This window comes from Paenibacillus sp. P4_A7 (genome assembly GCF_056402455.1).
This window is the reverse complement of sequence record NZ_JBFUHJ010000035.1, coordinates 12,577-32,904: the sequence shown is the minus strand read 5'-3', so window position 1 is coordinate 32,904 and position 20,328 is coordinate 12,577. Positions and strand designations below refer to the sequence as shown.

The window sequence follows — 20,328 nt, the reverse complement described above, 5'->3', positions numbered from 1 at the left end:
GACCTAAGGATATAAAGGGGAAATGAAGTGCACAAGGTGTGTTAGCGATTTAGGACATCGCGGAATGCAGCCTCGACACACTTTATGCAATCATTTCCTCTGATAAATTACCTTTCTATTTGTATAGCTTGTTTGGATTTCTTGAAATGAATATGGGTGCCAATAACGCCTCCAATAATCATAATGGCACCAATAATATGATAATAACGAAGCTGTTCATTCAAAAATAACACACCGGCAGCAATAGTCATTAAAGTGGCTAAGTTGCTAAATACGCTCATTTGTGAGGCCTTCATAACGGATAAAGCATAATTAGATAGCAGGGCTGTACCAAGAGACGAGAGAACCCCTAAATAAATTATGGATAGCAAAAAGCTTGAGCTGGTAAAGGGTTGAAAATAAAGGGTTAAAGTATTTGCTGCTTGATGTTGGATGAGCGCTGTAGAATTAAACGCAATAAAACCGATTAGAAGCATGACATAGGTGAGGTCATACAAGGAATACTTCTTAGTCAGTTTTCTAGCTAGCACATTATAGCTGGCGGCTGCGAGAGCCGAGAGAAGTATAAGGATGGAGCCTTGAAAACTTGAACTGGACAGATTAAAGCCTTTCATTGCAAAAATATAAACAACTCCGGCTGTTGATAATAAGGTAGCTAGTTTTTGCTGCAGGGTTGAAGTTTCGCCTAACAGAAACGCTGCTAATACTAAAGTGAAAACAGGAATAGTGGACTGAATGATCCCTGCCTCCGAGGAAGAAGAAAAAGTGAGTCCGAAAGCTTGAAAGGCAAAAAAGCTTGTCGGATAAAGGAGAGCAAGTGGCAATATGGAAAGTAAGTCCTTCCACTTTATTGTAAATTTGATTTTTTTCATCACGAGCGGGATTGAGGCTACAAGTAAAGATAGCGTGAATCGATGAGCTAAAGTATCGATAGGACTGGCATTGGTCAGAGCTATTTTAACAAATAGAAATGAAAACCCAATAATGATCGAATATAGCAGAGCTGCGGTATATCCTTTTTGTAATGTTGACATCGTAAACCCTCCATTGTTGTCGTTTGAATGTATCGTTATCGTAATCGCCGCAGCAAAATGATACAATCGGAATAAACAACAACTGTACCGGTACAAAAGGGTGAGGGACATGTATAAATTCATTGAAATATCGCATGATTTGGAGCAAGCGATCAAAACCGCAGCATATAAGGAAGGCGAGAAACTTCCATCAATACGTGCGTTATGTATGCAGTATCACTGCAATAAAAGCACAGTAATTCAGGCACTTCAGGAGCTTGAGAAAAGGCAAGTCATTTACTCTGTCCCACGCAGTGGTCACTATGTACTTAAGAAATCATTTAAACCTATATCCGATAAGGAAGGCGTGTATGATTTTGTGAATGCCGCTCCCGATTGGAATGAGTTCCCGTATGCTGACTTTCAACACTGTATTCGAAAAGCTATCGATTCCTATCAGCAGGATCTGTTTATTTATGGTACGTCAAGAGGCTTGCCATCTCTAGTTAAAGTTGTTCAACGACAGCTGGAAGATGATCAAGTCTTTGCGAAGGAAGAACATATTATCGTTACATCCGGTGTACAACAGGCGCTGTTTATTTTACAGTCGATTCCTTTTCCCAATGGGAAGGAGAAGATACTGGTTGAGCAGCCCGGCTACCATCTTCTAATCGAATATATCAATCAATATGAACGCGCAGCAATGGGTATCGAGCGAACAGCTCAAGGTATTAACTTGAACAGGCTGGAGCAGATTTTTCAGCAGGAGGACATTAAGTTTTTTTATACGATGCCGCGCTTTCACAACCCACTTGGAACGTCTTATTCGAAAGAGGACAAGAAAGAGATATTGAAGCTTGCGGAGAAATATGATGTTTATATCGTTGAGGATGATTATTTGGCGGATTTTGACCAGAATACCAAATCAGACCCGCTCTATGCCTATGACAGACATGAGCGGGTCATTTATTTGAAAAGCTATTCTAAAATTATGTTCCCTGGTCTGCGAATAGGTATTGCGGTAGTTCCACCAGCGCTATCACAAGCGTTTCACCAGTTTAAGAAATATATTGATATTGATAGCTCCATGATTTCGCAGGCTGCACTAGAAATATATATAAAAAGCGGTATGTTCGATCATCACTCCTATAAAATTCAAACGCCTTATATCAAGCGCTCTCAAGCCTTGAATGATTCATTGCAACAATATATGGGAGGAGCGCTGTCAGGTGTTGTTTCTCTCACCCAACCGACAGAGTGTATGCATACCCATATTGTGCTGGACAAGCGGGTAAATATGAACCAGCTGATATTACAAGCTAAGAAAAGAAACGTGGTAATTGAAACGGCTGATCGACATTATCTAACAGCGTTTCCTCGAAAGAAGATCATTAAGTTGAACGTATCCCATATCTCTGTAGAACAGATTGGCGCGGGAATGGAAAAGCTTGCTGAAGCTATTAAAGCCAGCATATCGTAATGGGTATATCGATTGGAATATAATGGTGAATTTATGGGGAATCGAAAGAACTTTATGATAGTGGGATTCAGAGCGGGAAGTTAAAGTTGAGGAGCACTGCAACTAAGACTGAGTATATTAAAAAAGCTGATTTATTTAATTTGCATCAGCTTTTGCAAAGTAAAATACTAAGGCATCCGAAGGGTTACATTAACCTTTCGGGTGCCTTTTATCGTTTATCAGCAAGTCGATTACTATTGATTAAATAGGAGTGTTTACTTCTCTTAGGATCGGGCCTGTCGAGTGTCTGATGACAAGCTCCGGTTTAAGAATGATTTTCTGATAGGAAGGCTGTGAAGCCGTTGGATTATTGAGTGAATCTAATAGAATTTTCGCCGCTGTCTTGCCCATGTCTTCTTCACCCTGAGAGACAAAAGAGAAAGTGCCTAATTCATCAAAGTCGGGCGATGGGTCATCGAAGGTGACGATAGAGAGGTCCTCTGAAACCCGAATGTTCAATTTTCTGGCAATGGAGGCAATATGCAGCCCTAGTCTAGCGTTAAGTGTGATAAATGCGGTAGCCATTCCGTTCTTGATGTAGCGATATAAAGGCTGCTCTTCATCATTACTGTTATAGTTTACATCGAACTCAGTCAGCATAAGTGCAGGATCGATAAGTGCGCCTTTTTGTTTCATTGATTCCATATAGCCGGCGAGCCGATCCTCAACGGTCAAGGTTGGCATCGGAGAGTCTGAACAAATAGCAATCTTACGATGTCCGAGATCCCACAAATGATCAATGGCGAGCTTTACGCCTAGAGCACCATCGGATGAAACATAGTCTGTTTCCACGCCAGGAAAGTAACGATCTACTAGTACAAATGGGAAATGCTTTAACTTTAAAGCTAAAATTTCTTCATTATAATTCTCGGCGTCAACGGGGAAGATAATGAGTCCTACGGCCCCTTTCTGGATAAAGTCCAGTAAAGCTTCTTTTTCCAGATGCTTTCTATTATGTGTGAATTGGATGGCAAGATAGTAATCTGTACCGTCTAAGACTTGTTGTATCCCTTGCAGTAAGCGAATCGCGAAGAAATCCGTTATATTGGGGATGAGGAAACCAATCATTTTACGCTGAGATGTTGAAGCAGTTAAATGTGCTTTATTATTGTCGTCATATGTTGACGTTTTATGTTGTTCTTGAATGAGCTGAAGGGCCTCTTTATTAACGAAGCTGCCTCGTCCGGGAATGCGATAGATCCAGCCTTCTTTGGCCAGTTGAGCTAGAGCGTTAGCAACGGTAATGCGACTCACATCAAATTGCTTGATTAAGTCCTTCTCGGCAGGAAGCCTATCATCAACCGATAAGGTACCCGAGGAGATCAGTTGTTTGAAATGATCTTTGATTTGCATATATAGTGGTTGTCGATCGTTCTTCATCAGACTGCCCTCCGTTCGAATAGTAAATACTAGTCTGTATTATATATCAAATATAGCATATTCATCAATGTTTGATCGCTCGAATTGGATTTGACTGTATTTTATACAATCAAATCCAATTCAAAAACGCTGTATTTGTCCCAGACTGTATTTCATCCAAGCTAATCACCTGTTACGCAGATAAAGAGCTTCTAGTTTGTTATTTGATTGTATCTTTTCCATTCAAACACATTGAAACGTGAAAAATAAGCAGTTTGAATGTACAATATCCATTCTAATCGCCCATATATCCCTTTACGTGCACTGAAGTAGAAAGATGGTAAAGGATGCCCTGCACCGTCCGCATACGGCCTCATGTAAATAAGAACTCATTTTGAGATTGAGCCGATTTACAATTTCTTATTTACAATAAAAATGAATAAATGATATATTTGATATATGATTAATATGCATAATACTCTGAGGAGGAATAATAATGCCCTATACAGCAATTAACCCAGACCGATTAGCGGAATTCAAACGGAAGATTGAATCTAAGATTTACACAAAGGTAGCGGCTTTAGCTGTTGAAGCTTATGTAACTGAAGAGCCTGTTATATATACAGAACGATTATCGGGTGCTCATCTTAAAGAGATTAAGCCAGGAGATAAATGGGCAGACCTGTGGGGCTGTGCGTGGTTCCATTTTGAAGGAAAAGTACCTGCTGAAGCTGCAGGAAGTAAAGTCGTTTTGCTCATTGATGTTAATGGTGAGTTATGTTTGGTKGACACGGAAGGAACGCCGGAGCAAGGGCTTACGAATATTAACTCTGAATTTGATACATCACATGGTTTGCCAGGAAAGCGTGTTGTGAACATAGCAGCAGCTGCAATCGGCAACGAGGTCATTGATGTGTGGGCGGATGCGGGATGTAATGATTTATTCGGAATGTACCGCAGCGGCACTTTGAAAGAGGCGGATATCGCAATCTGTAATGAAGAAATGCGTCAGCTATTCTATGACTATGAGGTCCTGCTGGAGCTTGCCATGCATTTACCGGCTAATTCTTCGCGGAGAGCTCAAATCATGCAAGCTTTGTATGATGTGTCTTTACAGATGAATGTCTTCGATGAAATGCATACGATCCAAGCGCGTGAGCGTTTAGCGCCAGAATTGGCAAAACGCGGCGGCGACCCAACCTTGACCATTAGTGCGATTGGACACGCGCATATGGACCTCGCTTGGTTATGGCCAATTCGGGAAACGATTCGTAAAGGTGCTCGTACTTTTTCAACCGTATTAAAAAACATGGAGCTGTATCCGGATTACATATTCGGAGCTAGCCAGCCCCAACTCTATCTATGGATGAAAGAGCATTATCCAAAGCTATACGACAAAATTAAACTGCGGATTGCTGAAGGACGCTGGGAGCTGCAAGGTGCGATGTGGGTAGAGCCCGACTCTAATGTGTCAGGCGGCGAAGCGYTTGTGCGCCAAGTGTTATATGGACAACAGTTCTATGAGCAGGAGTTTGGCAAACGTGTTCGCATGTTGTGGGTACCTGATATTTTTGGATATACAGCAGCTTTGCCACAGATTTTGAAAAAATCAGGAATCGATTACATGGTGACGCAGAAGCTGTCATGGAATACGGTCAACGATTACCCGCATCATACTTTCATGTGGGAAGGGATTGATGGCAGCCAAGTGTTAACGCACTTGCCTCCTGAGGATACGTATAATTCAGCAGGTGCTCCACGTTCTCTCGTTAAAATTGAGCAAGAATATTATGATTCATCCGTATCGGATCGAGCACTTATGCTGTTTGGAATTGGTGACGGCGGAGGCGGTCCAGGGGAAGAGCATTTGGAGCGTATCGCTCGTGAAAAAAATCTGCTTGGCTTACCTCCTGTTGTCCAAGAGCCGTCGATTGACTTCCTTGATAAATTGAACGAGCGGAACGAATTGTACAAAACTTGGCGCGGCGAGCTCTATCTTGAGAAGCATCAAGGAACGTTAACGACACAGGGGAAAAACAAGAAATACAATCGCCTTATGGAAAAAGCGCTCCGAGAGCTGGAATTCGCAGCTGTTCTCGCTGAAATTCATTGCGGAATTTCGTACCCTAGAACGGAGCTTGATGAGATTTGGAAGGAAGTTCTGTTATATCAATTCCATGATATTTTACCGGGTTCCTCCATTAAACGTGTTTATGATGAATCAGTGGCACGTTACGAAGTGTTGATTGCCCGTACCCAGGAGTTGACCCGTGAGCGTTATGCCGGGCTTGCGAATCAATTGGGTACAAGCCAAGAGGGTGCTGACGTAGTCGTATTTAATTCGCTGCCTTGGGAACGTAAAGAGTGGATTTTAGTTGAAGGAAAGTGGCGCAACGTTACCGTTCCTTCGATGGGCTACACTGTGCTCAATGAAGGGTTAGGGGATGTAGATACGACAGCTGCTTATGCTGCAGTAACGGAGCAAGCACTGGAGAATCAAGTGCTGCGTGTTCAATTTCAAGCAGACGGAACGATTTCCTCCATCTATGATAAGGTGGCAGAACGTGAACTCATTCCGACTGGCGCAGCAGCGAATAAGCTTGTGCTATATGATGATAAGGGTGGGGATGCTTGGGATTTCCCTGTCGATTATCGCGAGAGACCGTCCGTATCGTTGGTGTTACAGGAAGCTCGTGCCTATGTAAATGGGCCGGAATCCATTGTCGAACAGACCTATGTGTTCGGTGCATCGAAGCTTGTTCAACAAGTCGTGCTTGCTGAAGGCAGCCGCCGAGTTGAGTTCCKGACGAAGGTAGATTGGTATGAGGAAGATACCATGCTAAGAGCTGCATTCCCTCTCGATTTGGTGACCGATGAAGTGAACTGTGAAATTCAGTTCGGTTACTTAAAGCGTCCGACACATCGAAATACGTCTTGGGACCATGTGCGTGACGAAATTTGTGCACATCACTGGATTGACCTATCGGAGTCACAATACGGGGTAGCGTTGTTGAATGACTCCAAATATGGTTTCCGTGCTTGTGGAAGTGAGCTTGATATTAACCTGCTGCGCAGTCCGAAATATCCTGATCCAGAAGCAGATCGCGGAACACATGAGTTCTCCTACGCGCTAATGCCTCATGAAAATGACTTCTTGAAGGCAGAAGTGTATAAAGCGGGCTACGAATTTAACGTTCCGTTGCAGGCTCATGTTGTGGAGAAATCTGCATCGGCCGAATCAACGACTGACTATCGTTCATTCATGGAGATAGATCACCCGGGCATCATGATTGAAGCGGTTAAGAAAGCAGAAGACGGAAGCGGCTGGATTATTCGCTTGTATGAAACGTTGGGTGGAAGGACCAAAGCAGGACTTCATCTTGGAATTCCATATAAATGCGTTGAAGAGACTGATTTAATGGAGGAATCCATTCAAAATATGACAGTGGAACAGGGTCAGCCGATTCCACTTACGTTTACGGCATTTGAAATCAAAACGTTGAAGGTTAGTTAATCAACAAGTTAATCAACAATAACGGCAGATCATGAGAGAACATTTGGGGAAGGCCTATCTGGGCCTTCTTCTTTTTTAACGGAACCTACGGAGTGATGAGATTTCCATTCACTTTCGTCTCAATAGAAACCCTTGAATGTAGAGTGGGCAATAGGGTCTCTAAATCAAATAACTGGTCTATATGATACACACCATGAGAATATGAGGTACGGTAAACATGATTTGCTACGGCAGAGGCAATCTTGGCGGTCATAGCCGCTTCGTTTTTCCCTTGGAAGAAGCATTCTACCAGCCTATTCTCATGATTTGTTTTCCCCCGTGCATCTATTTTGACGGCAAACATCTCGGTTCCCAGACGCATCCTGCTAAACAGTTGAACGACAGTATTGCGAATAGGCTTAAATTTCAATAAATGAAATACACCCGTTGCTCTTAACGAGGCGAGTAATTGGGTTACTGGTGCAGAATCAAAACAAAGGCGTGTAGATACGGACGGCACACCAAGGGTTAGAGGAAGTACATGCTGATCTGAAAAATTGAATCGATATGCTTTTTTGCGTCCTAAACCTGCCCCGAAATCGGTCTTTTTACCGTCCTTGAAGCTTCCAACTGAAAACATACGCCCATCCTTAACGACTTCATATTGTGTGCTTAAGTTATCAATTGTCCATTCGATTGCGGCTTTGCCATGTTGATCACCTAGTCCTAGCATGATGGATATATCGATTTCATCGGTCTGGTCCATGAGACGTGTGGCGTATTGAGCCACTAAGTTTGTCATTCCTGGAGCAAGACCGACGCTCAATACTGCAGTTGCATGGCCGGCTAAAGCTTCGTTATGCAATTGCTCCACCTGAGAAAGGAAGGAACCATTTGCGGATATATCGACATAATGAATTCCTTTCTCTATACAAGCACGAACGAAGCGGGTATCCGTTGGATCCAGGCACATAATAACCAACTTAACCTGATCCAAAACCTCCGTATTGATCGGTTCATTGATGTCGAGCTGTAAGGCCCGAACCTTTCCACCCGTGGTCTGGCTGAATAGTTCGGCTCGTTCAAGGCTTCTTCCCGCAGCAAAAACCTTCCCTGGATATAGCTCACTTAGTTCTCTGCAAATCATTTGGCCCACATGACCATAGCCGCCAATAACAATGATGTGGTTTCTCATATCGACTTCACCCCATTCTATAATGTGGATTGCTTCTATTACATCCTAATAGTATAGTTACTAAACTAAATATTCAAAAAAAATTATTTTCGTAACATGTTGTTTAATTTTTCTATACAAGTCTCGAAAACATTAATTTCCTGTTCACTTAATTGCGTACGAAGCTGATCATAAAACTGGTGATGCACCTCTTCATGTGCCTCATTTGCGTCCTTTCCTTTTTCGGTAAGTGAAATCAAGGCTGCTCTCGAATCGGTGGGATGGGGTGAGCGTATGACAAGCTCCTTCGCATCCAATCGCGTGATAAGCTGTGTTACTGCACCTTTTGTAATACCAAGACGCTCTGCGAGCTCGCTCATAAGAACAGCCCCATCAGAGCCGATAGCCTCAATCGTATGAATTTCACTGGGGGTAAGCGGTCCTGCGCTGCCAAAGGTATGGGGCTGTCTTTCTAGTCTCCGAAGCTGCATGATCAAGCGACCGAAGTTTCGGCTTCCAGCATTATTTTCGTTTGATTGCGTGTTATTATTATTTTCCATGCATTTAGTATAGTTTCTAAACTTAATTGCTGTCAAGTAATAGGCATTGATAACGAGCGACCTTAACGGGTCGCTTTTTTTTTKCGGAACTACGGACAAGAGGATGATACAATAGTCGTATGAATTGGTAACGTTTTCCGTATATGATGATGTCGAGCACGAAGGATCATTCAAGGTTAGTGTAGGGGAGATGTATGGAATTGGCAGCAGAAATAGGGAGGTGCATTAGAGCATGACACCGAAAACACATATATGGATGATTACAACAGATCAGATGCGTGCGGATGCTATGGGTTTCGAGAATAAAGCTGTGCTAACACCTGTACTTGACGCGCTTGCGGCAGAGGGTACGGTATTTACTAAAGCCTATTGTGCTAGTCCGGTATGTACACCGTCACGTGCTTCGATATTTACAGGCAGGTACCCGCATGTCCATGGAGCATGGAATATTGGCGTATCTTTGGATGAAAAAGAGGTCACTTTATGTGATCATTTAAAACCGCTGGGCTATCGCACAGTGGGCGTTGGCAAGATGCACTTTCGGCCACAATGCAAAACCAATTTTTCTAATGAGGCGGAAGAAGTTGCTTTCAGGGATCGCGGCAGAGAGGTAGACGGCACTTATTATGGTTTTGACGAGCATCATATTTCTGAAGATAATATGGTGGGTGAATATTTGGAATGGCTGCGTGAACGCGACTCCGCTGCGGCTGACCGCTTCGATCGTGATCGATTCCGAACGAAGGATGCTGTAGGAGACGTGTGGGAGAGTGACATACCTGCAGAGCTGCACCAGACCTATTGGATGGCCGAGAAAAGTATTGAAGCCATCCAAGGCCATGAAGGTGATCAGCCGCTGTTTCTATGGACCAGCTTTGTAGACCCGCATCATCCGTTTAACCCGCCAAAGGTATATAGCGATCTTTATGCGGATAGAGAAGGAATTGTAGTTCCGTCTGCTAATCAAAACGAGCCGCTGCTTCGACCAGAGCATTTGCTTAGACAAGGCGAACGTGGTTATTGGCCAGGCGGAGGAGAAGCACACGCTTTAAGTGAGGCTCATCTGACTCGACTAACTCGTAATTATTATGCCATGATTACTTTCATTGATGAACAAATCGGCCGTATTATGGATGCTTGGAAGCGGAAAGACATCTATGACAATGTGCTTGTCGTATTTACGAGCGATCATGGGGAATTGCTCGGCGATCACGGATTGATGTACAAGGGTCCATTTTTTTATGAGGGACTTACTCGAATTCCGATGATTGTTCGTGGCCCAGGGATTGCAAAAGGTAAACGAACAGATGCACTCATGGAGCATGTAGATATCGTTCCAACGCTGCTGGATGCAATCGGTAAGGAACGGTCATACGGTGTGCAGGGAGTATCACAATTAGAGGTTATCCAGGGCTTGAAACCGCTCGCTCGCGAGTCGGCTATGATCGCATACGATGCGCATGATCGCGACGTTCATGCCAAATGCTTGCGAACAGCACGTTATAAGCTAATCGTATTTGCCCGAGAAGCCTACGGTGAGCTGTTTGATCTGCAAGACGATCCGGCGGAAAGCTGTAATCTCTTCTTCGAGCCTGCGTTTGTAGAAGTAAAGCAGCAGTTGATGGAGATAGTTGTTCAGCGTTTGATTCAAGATCAAGATCCGCTGCCGGAACGTAGAACGAATTGGTAAGGTGAAAGATTATAGAGAAGAATGGAACGATAAAGAGGTTATTACATGGCTCATGGTCATGTAATAACCTCTTTGTTTGCTATGTAGGACGGAATGGTTGACCATTCATTCTTATTGACCCATTAACTTGGCATCCTTCGGCAGCAGGAATGCAAATAAACCGAGCAGAGGCAGATAGGCACAAATTTGAATGACAAAAGCAACGTTGGTCTGGTCTATCAACGATCCAAGCACAACTGATCCCAGTCCAGCCATACCAAAGGAAAACCCGAAGAACAAACCGGAAATCGTTCCTACTTTGCCAGGAAGCATTTCCTGGGCGTACACAATAATGACGGAAAAGCCTGACATCAGAATGGCTCCGACCGCTAAGCATAACAAGATGGACCCAACTGGACTAGCGTAAGGCAGCAATATGGAAAACGGTGCGGTCCCAAGAATCGAAAACCAAATGATTTTTTTTCTTCCAAACCGATCGGCTAACGGGCCTCCGAGCATAGTACCGACCATTCCCGCGAACTGTAGAGCAAATAGGGAAATCTGAGCTTTCTCCAGTGGCAGCCCATAACGCTCCATGAAATAAAAGGAGTAATACCCGGTCATACTTGCCAAATAAACAAACTTAGAAAAGAGCAAAACGAGTAAGGTGCTTATTACTAAGAAGACAAAGCCCTTGGGCAATGTACGTTCAACATTTGTAGCTCTACGACTCTCCTGTTTTTTCAATAAACGGTTCTGATCAGCGTACCATCTGCTTACATACCATTGAATGATGAAGCCAGCAACGGCCAGCAAGGTAAACCATAGAAATCCAAGCTGCCCAAGTGGTGTAAGAATAAAAGCCACCATTAGCGGGGCAAGTGCTTGACCGGTATTCCCACCGACTTGAAAGATAGATTGCGCCAACCCTTTGCCTTTACCGGCTGCAAGATGCGCTACGCGAGAAGACTCGGGATGCAGGACGGAGGAGCCGACACCGACAAAGGCAGCAGATAGGATCAGCATTAGTAAGTTAGGGGCGAAGGCAAGACCAACCATGCCTAGCAGACTGAATAGCATGCCAAGTGGCAATAAAATAGGCATTGGCTTGCGATCCGTGTAGATCCCGATAAGCGGTTGCAGTACTGATGCGGTTATGTTGAGCGTAAACGCAATCCAACCGATCTGGGCGAAGCTGAGCTGCATCGATTTCTGGAAGATTGGGAATACGGCAGGAACAACGGTCTGCATCGCATCATTTAGTAAATGCGCTACACTAACCCCAACCAGCATCACGTTAGCAGCTTGTTTGGGCGTTCCGGCTATTGCGGTCTGTGACAAAAATATCACCTTTTCTTTTTCTTCCCATTGTAGCGAAGCAAATAGTAAATTGTCTTCGCGATTATTGCTTGGTTAGAGCGCAAGTTTTGCTATAATAAAAGTGGGTGAAAGCATATGATCGTTCAAATCTCAACGCCAAAGCTAGAAGTCTGGCGAATAGACGGGGAGTTTATTAATCTCCCTCATTTTCATGAGCAAGATTTTCAAATTACCATTCCGTTGCATGGCTCATGCCAGATAACGCAGGAGAATAAAAGCTATAGTCTGGTGGATGGGCACGCGCTTGTACAGCACCCTCAGGCCCAGCACTTTTTCGAGATTGGTGCGCAGTCCAGCGTACTTATCTTTAAGGTCAGCCAGAACAGTTTGAAGGAGCTCACGAAGCACGAAGAGCTTGAATTTGCTCTGCGTCAGCAGTTCGATCCTTCTTTTCTTAATGAAAAGTTTCGCAAATGGATGAGTATTCTGTTGGCATATGATCCTGCGGACCGTTTAGCTCAAGAAGAGCTGGAGTCGCAGGTACTTCACTATTTATATGGGGCATTGTCCGGAAACCACAAAAACAATAGCAATTCTGATACACGAACCATCGTGCTCGGCACAGACCAATTTATGGGCAAGGTTCTGGATTATATGCATGCTCATTATACAAATGATATCGAAATCGAGACGCTTGCTTCTATTGCACTGCAAAGTCGTTATCACTTTATTCGTTCTTTTAAAGCAGCAATTGGTGTGACTCCTTATCAATACGTACTCAGGCTGCGGATGGACGAGGCTAGGCTGAAGCTGCAAAGAACGGGTATGTCTGTTACAGATATCAGCCTTGGTCTCGGTTTTTCAAGCGTCAGTCAATTTTATAGAACATTTGTAAAAGCTGTCGGTACTACGCCAGAGCAGTTCCGCAACTCCTGCAACTAATTGGGTGTATTTACATTCTACTCTAGAGAAAACTGAGCTGTTACCGGATTATGATCGCTATGCTCATAGGCTAATTTATTGCCTTGTACGGCATTCAACTTAATGTTAGGTGAAATTAAAAAGCCATCAATGATAGCTTGAAAGTTAACGCCTTGCGTAAACGCCACATCGACCGTGCGAACAGAAGCGGCATCCTTGTCTACGACCCATTGAAAGCCTTCCGGTGTAAATTGATCCGGAAATGGCTGCAGCCATTCAGGGTAGGCTTGAGTAGTAGGGAAAATATTAGGATCAGTGCCAGGCAAGGAATGGTTCCAATCGCCACCAATGATGATGTAGCTGCTCTTATTATTCTCTTTCTGAATATAGTCGGACAAATACTTCAGCTGCTGTTTGCGAATATTACCGCCCTTATCAAAGGCAGACAAGTGAAGATTAATGAGAACAAGCTCTTTGCCGTTATCAACGGGTATTCGAGTTTCAATGAAAGCACGGTCGAGATCCAGCTGCTGCCGCGGCCAGCTTTCTTTGCCTGGCAGGTCGAATCTTTGTGCCTGCGTACTCTGAAATTTAGATAAGGTTAACAGTCCGCTGCGCACGGAGCCCATGGGATCAAGAACAGGAACAGGAACCCAAGGGACCTTGTAATTGAGGGTAAAGGTATAGCTGTAGCTAGGCAATTGCTCGGAAATATAATCGACTTGATCGATTTTAAAGCTTCGTGAAGATTTTAAATCTACTTCCTGCAAAATATAGATGTCTGAGCTCGTATCCGTCATAAATGACGTAATAGCATCAAGGTTAGCCTTCGTTTGTTTCTCGCTGCTTGAACGAGACATCGTTCCCCCATCCATGAAGAAATCCTGCTGTTTATCTAGTCCAGCGTAGCCAATATTAAAGGTCGTAACGGTGAAAGGCTCTGCTTGCTTTAAAACAAGCTCCTTGTTATCCGCTACAGAAAGCGAAATAACGTCTGCCGGTTTATAATCCGTTACCGAAATATACAGCAAGAAGCCGCCGACAATCAGTACAGCGACCAGTAGGATGACGCCTATTATTTTTCTTGTTTTTTCCATTATTCATGAACTCCTTTTCATGAGGTGATAGAACTGAGAGCAAGCAGTCTATTCGTACGGTATTCTAAGTTAAACATAGAAAGGCAATATATTGAAGCATATGTTTGGAGGGGACTATCTGATTACAGCCCCTCGAGCGAGGTTGACGTTGAACGACAAAAAAAGAGGCACCATCCCCTTCATAGCTGAAGGAAATGGCGCCGTCGTCTCTATCCTATTAAAAGTCGAAGTTGTCCGGGTCTGGACCCACTCGAAGATTTTGATTCAAACCATTGATTCGAGCTACATCCTCATTGGATAGCTCAAAATCAAATATAGCCGCGTTTTCTATAATTCGGTACTCTTTTGTAGATTTTGGGATCGTAACAATTCCACGCTGCAAGTCCCAACGCAAAATAACTTGGGCAATCGATTTGCCATGCTGATCTGCGATTTCTTTCAAGACAGGATGATCTAGCAGCTGACCTTGCATTAATGGAGACCAAGCTTCCATTTGGATGCCCTGTTCCTTGCAATAATCGACCAATTCGTGTTGCGTTAATTGTGGATGGAGCTCCACTTGGTTCACCATCGGTTTAACGACAGCGTCCTTCATTAATTCTTCCATGTGATGGATTTGGAAATTACTTACTCCAATAGCCTTAACGCGGCCTTCATTATATAGTGTTTCCAAAGCTCTCCACGCCTCTTTGAACTTACCTTCTACAGGCCAATGGATCAGGTATAAATCAAGATATTCGAGGCCTAGCTTATTTAAGCTTGTCTCGTAGGCAGTCAGTGTAGATTCGTACCCCAAATCAGCATTCCATACTTTTGAAGTAACAAATAGCTGTTCCCTTGGTATATTGTTCTCCATAAGGGCTTCCTTAATTCCTTGTCCAACACCTGATTCATTCTCATAAATGGCTGCAGTGTCGATGCTGCGGTAGCCATGCTTTATAGCTGATTTTACAGCACTAACTAATTCAGCTCCTTCTTCTACTTGAAATACGCCGAGTCCAAACCAAGGCATTTGAATACCGTTGTGTAGTGTTGTTGTATCTTGCAAGTTTTTTGCTGTCATAAGAAAATCCTCCTGAAATTGTATTGGTTATATTTAAAATATATTAGGTTAAAGTACTGTGTTACGTAAGGCTGCTCTTGAGCTTTGCCTCGTCTTTTCTTTCCAAAGCACGTGCCCAACTGGTTAAGAATACGGCTCCCAGCACCATCAATGCTCCGACCCACGTTGTATGAATAATACCTATGGAATCAGTAACTACACCACCCAAGTATGCCCCAATCGCAATGCCTGCATTAAATGCGGCAATATTGACTGCAGAGGCTACGTCCACCGCTTTTGGTGCATAACGTTCAGCCAGCAGCACTACATATACTTGTAAACCCGGTACATTCATAAAGGCCAACAATCCCATAAAGAAAATCGTTATTAAGCCTGCCGTTTTGAACGGGATGGTGAACGCTAAGACAAGAAGTACAATGGCTTGCAAAACAAACATATAGAATAAAGCTGAAACAGGCTTGCGGTTAGCCGCTTTCCCCCCAATCACATTGCCGATAGCTATGGCAATTCCGTATATAAGAAGAATGAGTGCTACGGTCTTTTCCTTAAACCCGGTTACATCGTGAAGCAACGGGGATAAATAAGTAAAGACGACAAAGGTGCCCCCGTAGCCTATAGCAGTAATAGCAAATGCAAGCAGCAAGCGTCCATTCGTAACCAGCTTAATCTGATCACGAAGCGGTGTTCTAGTTCCTCTACGCAAGTCGGAAGGGATTAAAATCATATTAGCTATGAAGGCAATAATGCCGATAACAACGATTCCGATAAAGGCTGCACGCCAGCCCCACTGTTGACCGATCATCGTACCCAAGGGCACTCCTGTAACGGTAGCCACAGTAAGTCCAGAGAACATAATCGCAATTGCGCTGGCTCTGCGGTTTTCGGGTACCAGGTCAGCCGCGATGGTCGATCCAATCGACATAAATACACCGTGCGCGAGTGCCGAGATGACGCGAGCCGTCAGCAGCATGACTACTCCGTTTGCCGTTGCGGCAAGCCCGTTGCCCACAATAAAAACGATCATAATCCAAAATAATAATGTTTTTCGCGGAACAGTAGACGTCATGGACGTTAATACGGGAGCTCCAAAAGTTACTCCTAAAGCATATAAAGTAACGGTTAATGCGGATGTAGTGACCGCTATATTTAAGTCCTCAGAGATAAGGGGAAGCAGCCCTACACTGATGAACTCTGTTGTCCCAATTGCAAAGGCGCTAATTGCAAGAGCTAGGAGTGCTAACGTGCTTCTCTTTTTATCCAGTGGCATATGTTTGACTCCTATCTTATTAGTGTTGGTATTGCCGGCCGGTAAATGCTATTATGAGTTAATCATATAAAAATGAACAGTACGTACTTTAATGTTATATAGGTACTATTAAGTTATATACGCACTAAAAAGTACCTATAAAAAGTGGGGGGTTAAGCCATGATCAAGAAAAAATATAATATTTCAGTAGAAGCGACACTCGAAGTTATAGGCGGGAAATGGAAATGTGTAATCCTTTGTCATTTGACACATGGCAAGAAACGACCAAGCGAGCTGAAACGTGTAATGCCCGTTATCACTCAAAAGATGCTGACACAGCAATTAAAAGAATTAGAGCAGGATGGCATAGTGAATCGGATCAGTTACAACCAAGTACCTCCCAAAGTGGAGTATGAGCTCAGCGAATATGGATGGAGTTTGAAATCCATATTGGATTCCTTRTGCAATTGGGGAGAACAGCATATTATTAAAGAATACGGAGATAAGTTTGCTGTACTAGAAGATAATATTTTAAATAATAAGCCAGAGGACGTGCTAGTCGATAATCAAGAAGTGTCCTATGTGGACTAGTCTCTATTTGATAGGCGATATGCTGTAAGGGCTCCTCGGGTCGCGATTATTTTTATGCCTGTCTCGTGCATGGCGTACATTGTTGAATAAGAAAACGCTCACTATAATAAGAGTTACAAACAACGTCACAAGCGGGAGGAGTCAAGCAAAGGATGAACATTGTCATAGCACCGGATTCATTCAAAGGCAGTTTATCTGCTCGGGAAGTAGGGTTAGCGATTGAGCGTGGCATCAATAGAGCTCTACCTGAAAGCGTAACCAAAGTTATTCCGATGGCAGATGGCGGCGAAGGAACGATGGACTGTCTAATCGATGCAACAAAAGGGCAGTTCGTAAAAACTTCTGTTCAGGACCCGTTGGGACGTATTATTGATTCTGGTTTTGGAGTATTGGGGGACGGGATGACCTGCGTCATAGAAATGGCGATGTCATCAGGCTTATACCTAATTGAAAGTCAGGAAAGAAATCCATTAATTACGACGACCTATGGGGTTGGGCAATTGATAAGAGCTGCGCTGGACCAAGGCTGCCGTAACTTTATTATGGCTGTGGGAGGAAGCGCGACAAATGACGGAGGAGCCGGCATGCTGCAGGCTTTAGGTGTGGATTTGCTGGATGCGGAAGGCAATCAGATTGGATATGGCGGCGGAAGCTTAGATAAACTAGCCATGATTAGAACAAGTAGGCTGGATCCGCGTATTGCGGAAAGTCGATTTACTGTCGCGTGTGATGTGGACAACCCATTTGTCGGCACGAAAGGAGCCTCAGCGGTTTTCGGCCCCCAGAAGGGCGCATCAGTAGAGATGGTTAAACAGCTGGATAATAACTTGAAGCATTTCGCAGATGCCATTGAACGTGAACGAGGTATAGCCATTCATGATCTTCCAGGTACAGGAGCAGCAGGCGGCCTGTCAGGCGGTATTCTTGCTTTCTTGAACGGCGTATTGGAATCAGGGGTGTCGATCGTTACTCGGGTTACAGAGCTTGAAGCGGCTGTTCGTGAAGCAGACCTAGTTATTACCGGAGAAGGACAGGTGGATTTCCAAACAGCGCATGGCAAAACGCCATTCGGTGTAGCCAAAGTTGCCCAGGCACATGGAGTGCCCGTCATTGTACTGGCAGGATCTATCGGCAAAGGGATCGATAGCCTGTACCCGCATGGAGTAACAGCGGTCTTAAGTATTGTTAACCGGCCTATGACGCTCGAAGAAGCAATGAAACAGACTGCGCCTTTACTAGAAGAAGCAGCTGAACAAATTTTACGCATCATCAAACTTACGGACTCGGAGTGAAAGAAATGAATCAACCTGAGATAAATTATAATTGAATAAGCTGCAGTAAGAATCCCGACTATTTTGGCGAAAAGTTAGGGTTCTTTTTTTTGAGGACAGGATCGGCCATCTACACTCGCTTGCGTACAAGCTGGCACTTGCGGAGTCAAGAGGTGTATACGAAAGTAAAGACTAGTATATGGATGAAGGTCGCTGTCATTCCTATACTAGAACTATGAAGGGAAGCTGAATGAAAGCAGCAGCTGCCTATATTGAGACAATATGGAGGGGTAGTATGAAGAAGAAGAATAGTAAGGTGCTCATGATCGTCGCATTGATTCTTTGCTTGGCTATTACCGCATGCGGTAATAACGCAGGTAATAACACGGGTAATAACTCGAAAGAGCCAGATAAGCAGCCAAGCCCGACGGCTGAGCAAACAAATGAAGTGATTGAAGTTTCAACGGTTTCACCAAGTGATCAATATTTGAAGTTTGATGAAGGCGAGAGCTTTGAAAAGAATGCTGTCTATGACGCTTACGAGAAAGACATTGGCGTTAAAATTACGAACAAGTGGATTGCCGATGTCAGTCAATTCAAAGAAAAAGTAAAAATAACAATCGCTTCTGATGATCTTCCAGACTTCCTCTTGGTTAATGCGACGCAATTGAAAGAGCTGACTGAAGCGGATATGATCATGGATCTGACGGAAGTGTATGACAAAAATGCCACAGATGAAACGAAGGAGTTTCTAACGATGGATGGCGGCATGCAGATGAAGACAGCCATGTTCGACAATAAGCTAATGGGTATTCCTAGCTCATACAACCCGTACAACTATCAGTACCTTTATATACGTACGGACTGGCTGAAGGAGCTGAATTTGCCGGAACCGAAGACGATGGCTGATTTTATGGCTATTGCAGAGGCTTTTAAAACCAAAGCTCCTGGCGGTACAGGTACATCATATGGTCTCGCAGTGAGCAAAAACCCTTTTAGTATTGAAACAGGTGTAACCGGATTACGAGCATTCCTCAATAGCTATCATGCGTATGAAAATATTTGGATCGAGGATGGCAAGGGTGGATTGGTTAACAGTGATATTCAGCCGCAAATGAAAGAAGCGTTAGCAGCATTGCAGGATATGTTCAAAAAAGGATTGCTTGACCCTGAATTCGCTGTTAAAGATGTGGAGAAAGCTTCTGAACTGATCTATGACAATAGCATTGGTATGGTATTTGGTGCATCTTGGACACCAGCTCAGCTCGTTAAAGGCGCTGTAAAGGACGGAAAGGTTGTACAGGAATGGGGCGCATTCCCGATTCCAACAGTGGATAATAACCCTGCCTTATCGCAAATCGGACTGGGTGTTGACGAATATTATGTCATCTCCAAGAAAGCGAAGCATCCAGAAGGCGTCATTAGATTGCTTAACCATTGGATTGCAGTTGACAATCATCCAACGGCGGAACAAAAAGTATATGAATTTGGTAAAGACCTTGTAGAGAAAGGCAACAATTACTGGCTGCTTAGTCCTCTTCGTGTAGGTAAACAACTGGACAACAACGGTGAAGTACTGCCGAAAGCGATTGAAAACAAGGATACAAGTATTTTGGTGACGAAGGATCATAAAACGCGGTATGAGCGTGCAATGAAATACGTTGACGGAGATACAAGTATGTGGTGGGAATATTTGATTTCAGGCCCGAAGGGCGTGTTTTCACTTGTTCCGCCAATTCAGAAGAATAAACAATATTTGCAAAATAAATTTTATGGCGCGCCAACACCAACAATGGTGGACAGACAGGAAATTCTGATCAAGAAGCGGGACGAAGTGTTCTTCAAAATTATTATGAATCAAGTTTCCGTTGATGAATTCGATAAATTTGTAGAAGACTGGAAAAAGCTTGGCGGCGATGAAATTACTAAAGAAGTGAATGAGTTATTCGCGAATAAATAAATAATCGCAAAGCAGATAAATCGAGGGATTGGATGAATCAATCCCTCTTTTTATTAACCATATTGGATCAAC

General features: G+C 43.7%; 15 protein-coding genes. 7 read left to right on the top strand and 8 right to left on the bottom strand.

The window, feature by feature from the left end; translation table 11 throughout:
• Positions 1-107: 107 nt before the first annotated feature.
• Positions 108-1,034, bottom strand: a complete 927-nt coding sequence (locus tag AC1DWN_RS08065) for a DMT family transporter (protein WP_477558387.1) — start codon at positions 1,032-1,034, stop codon at positions 108-110.
• Between the two features lie 109 nt (positions 1,035-1,143).
• Here AC1DWN_RS08065 and AC1DWN_RS08060 point away from each other — a divergent pair, with 109 nt between their 5' ends.
• A complete protein-coding gene (locus AC1DWN_RS08060; RefSeq protein WP_477558386.1) occupies positions 1,144-2,493 on the top strand; it encodes an aminotransferase-like domain-containing protein in 1,350 nt (449 codons plus the stop codon).
• A 240-nt stretch (positions 2,494-2,733) separates the two neighbouring features.
• Here the strand turns inward: AC1DWN_RS08060 and AC1DWN_RS08055 are convergent, their stop codons facing one another.
• Positions 2,734-3,912, bottom strand: coding sequence for a GntR family transcriptional regulator (locus tag AC1DWN_RS08055; RefSeq protein ID WP_477558385.1), 1,179 nt, complete (start codon positions 3,910-3,912; stop codon positions 2,734-2,736).
• A 475-nt stretch (positions 3,913-4,387) separates the two neighbouring features.
• Here AC1DWN_RS08055 and AC1DWN_RS08050 point away from each other — a divergent pair, with 475 nt between their 5' ends.
• Entirely contained in the window at positions 4,388-7,405 is a 3,018-nt protein-coding gene (locus AC1DWN_RS08050; RefSeq protein WP_477558384.1) for an alpha-mannosidase, read from the top strand.
• An 85-nt stretch (positions 7,406-7,490) separates the two neighbouring features.
• Here AC1DWN_RS08050 and AC1DWN_RS08045 read toward each other — a convergent pair whose 3' ends face one another.
• The gene (locus tag AC1DWN_RS08045) at positions 7,491-8,579 is read right to left on the bottom strand and encodes a saccharopine dehydrogenase family protein (RefSeq protein WP_477558383.1); all 1,089 of its coding nucleotides are present in this window, start codon (positions 8,577-8,579) and stop codon (positions 7,491-7,493) included.
• 83 nt (positions 8,580-8,662) lie between these two features.
• Positions 8,663-9,118: a MarR family winged helix-turn-helix transcriptional regulator gene (locus tag AC1DWN_RS08040; RefSeq protein WP_477558382.1), complete on the bottom strand. Its 456-nt coding sequence runs from the start codon at positions 9,116-9,118 to the stop codon at positions 8,663-8,665.
• A 232-nt stretch (positions 9,119-9,350) separates the two neighbouring features.
• Here AC1DWN_RS08040 and AC1DWN_RS08035 point away from each other — a divergent pair, with 232 nt between their 5' ends.
• Complete coding sequence (locus AC1DWN_RS08035; RefSeq protein ID WP_477558381.1) at positions 9,351-10,808, top strand: sulfatase family protein; 1,458 nt, start codon at positions 9,351-9,353, stop codon at positions 10,806-10,808.
• A gap of 111 nt (positions 10,809-10,919) precedes the next feature.
• On the opposite strand, the gene AC1DWN_RS08030 is transcribed toward AC1DWN_RS08035, so the two are convergent.
• Entirely contained in the window at positions 10,920-12,128 is a 1,209-nt protein-coding gene (locus AC1DWN_RS08030) for an MFS transporter (protein ID WP_477558380.1), read from the bottom strand.
• 114 nt (positions 12,129-12,242) lie between these two features.
• Here AC1DWN_RS08030 and AC1DWN_RS08025 point away from each other — a divergent pair, with 114 nt between their 5' ends.
• A complete protein-coding gene (locus tag AC1DWN_RS08025) occupies positions 12,243-13,049 on the top strand; it encodes a helix-turn-helix domain-containing protein (RefSeq protein ID WP_477558379.1) in 807 nt (268 codons plus the stop codon).
• Positions 13,050-13,066: 17 nt separating this feature from the next.
• Here the strand turns inward: AC1DWN_RS08025 and AC1DWN_RS08020 are convergent, their stop codons facing one another.
• From AC1DWN_RS08020 to AC1DWN_RS08010, 3 genes are all read right to left on the bottom strand, one after another.
• On the bottom strand, positions 13,067-14,125 hold the full coding sequence (locus AC1DWN_RS08020) for an endonuclease/exonuclease/phosphatase family protein (RefSeq protein ID WP_477558378.1): 1,059 nt from the start codon (positions 14,123-14,125) through the stop codon (positions 13,067-13,069).
• A 217-nt stretch (positions 14,126-14,342) separates the two neighbouring features.
• Positions 14,343-15,188: an aldo/keto reductase gene (locus AC1DWN_RS08015; RefSeq protein ID WP_477558377.1), complete on the bottom strand. Its 846-nt coding sequence runs from the start codon at positions 15,186-15,188 to the stop codon at positions 14,343-14,345.
• A gap of 61 nt (positions 15,189-15,249) precedes the next feature.
• Entirely contained in the window at positions 15,250-16,455 is a 1,206-nt protein-coding gene (locus tag AC1DWN_RS08010; protein ID WP_477558376.1) for an MFS transporter, read from the bottom strand.
• Between the two features lie 159 nt (positions 16,456-16,614).
• On the opposite strand from AC1DWN_RS08010, the gene AC1DWN_RS08005 reads away from it, so the two are divergent.
• From AC1DWN_RS08005 to AC1DWN_RS07995, 3 genes are all read left to right on the top strand, one after another.
• Positions 16,615-17,025 carry a winged helix-turn-helix transcriptional regulator gene (locus AC1DWN_RS08005; protein ID WP_477558375.1) on the top strand — a complete coding sequence of 137 codons (411 nt, stop codon included), beginning with the start codon at positions 16,615-16,617 and terminating at the stop codon, positions 17,023-17,025.
• Positions 17,026-17,177: 152 nt separating this feature from the next.
• A complete protein-coding gene (locus tag AC1DWN_RS08000; RefSeq protein WP_477558374.1) occupies positions 17,178-18,317 on the top strand; it encodes a glycerate kinase in 1,140 nt (379 codons plus the stop codon).
• 274 nt (positions 18,318-18,591) lie between these two features.
• Positions 18,592-20,256, top strand: coding sequence for an extracellular solute-binding protein (locus AC1DWN_RS07995; RefSeq protein ID WP_477558373.1), 1,665 nt, complete (start codon positions 18,592-18,594; stop codon positions 20,254-20,256).
• The last annotated feature ends 72 nt before the right edge of the window (positions 20,257-20,328 follow it).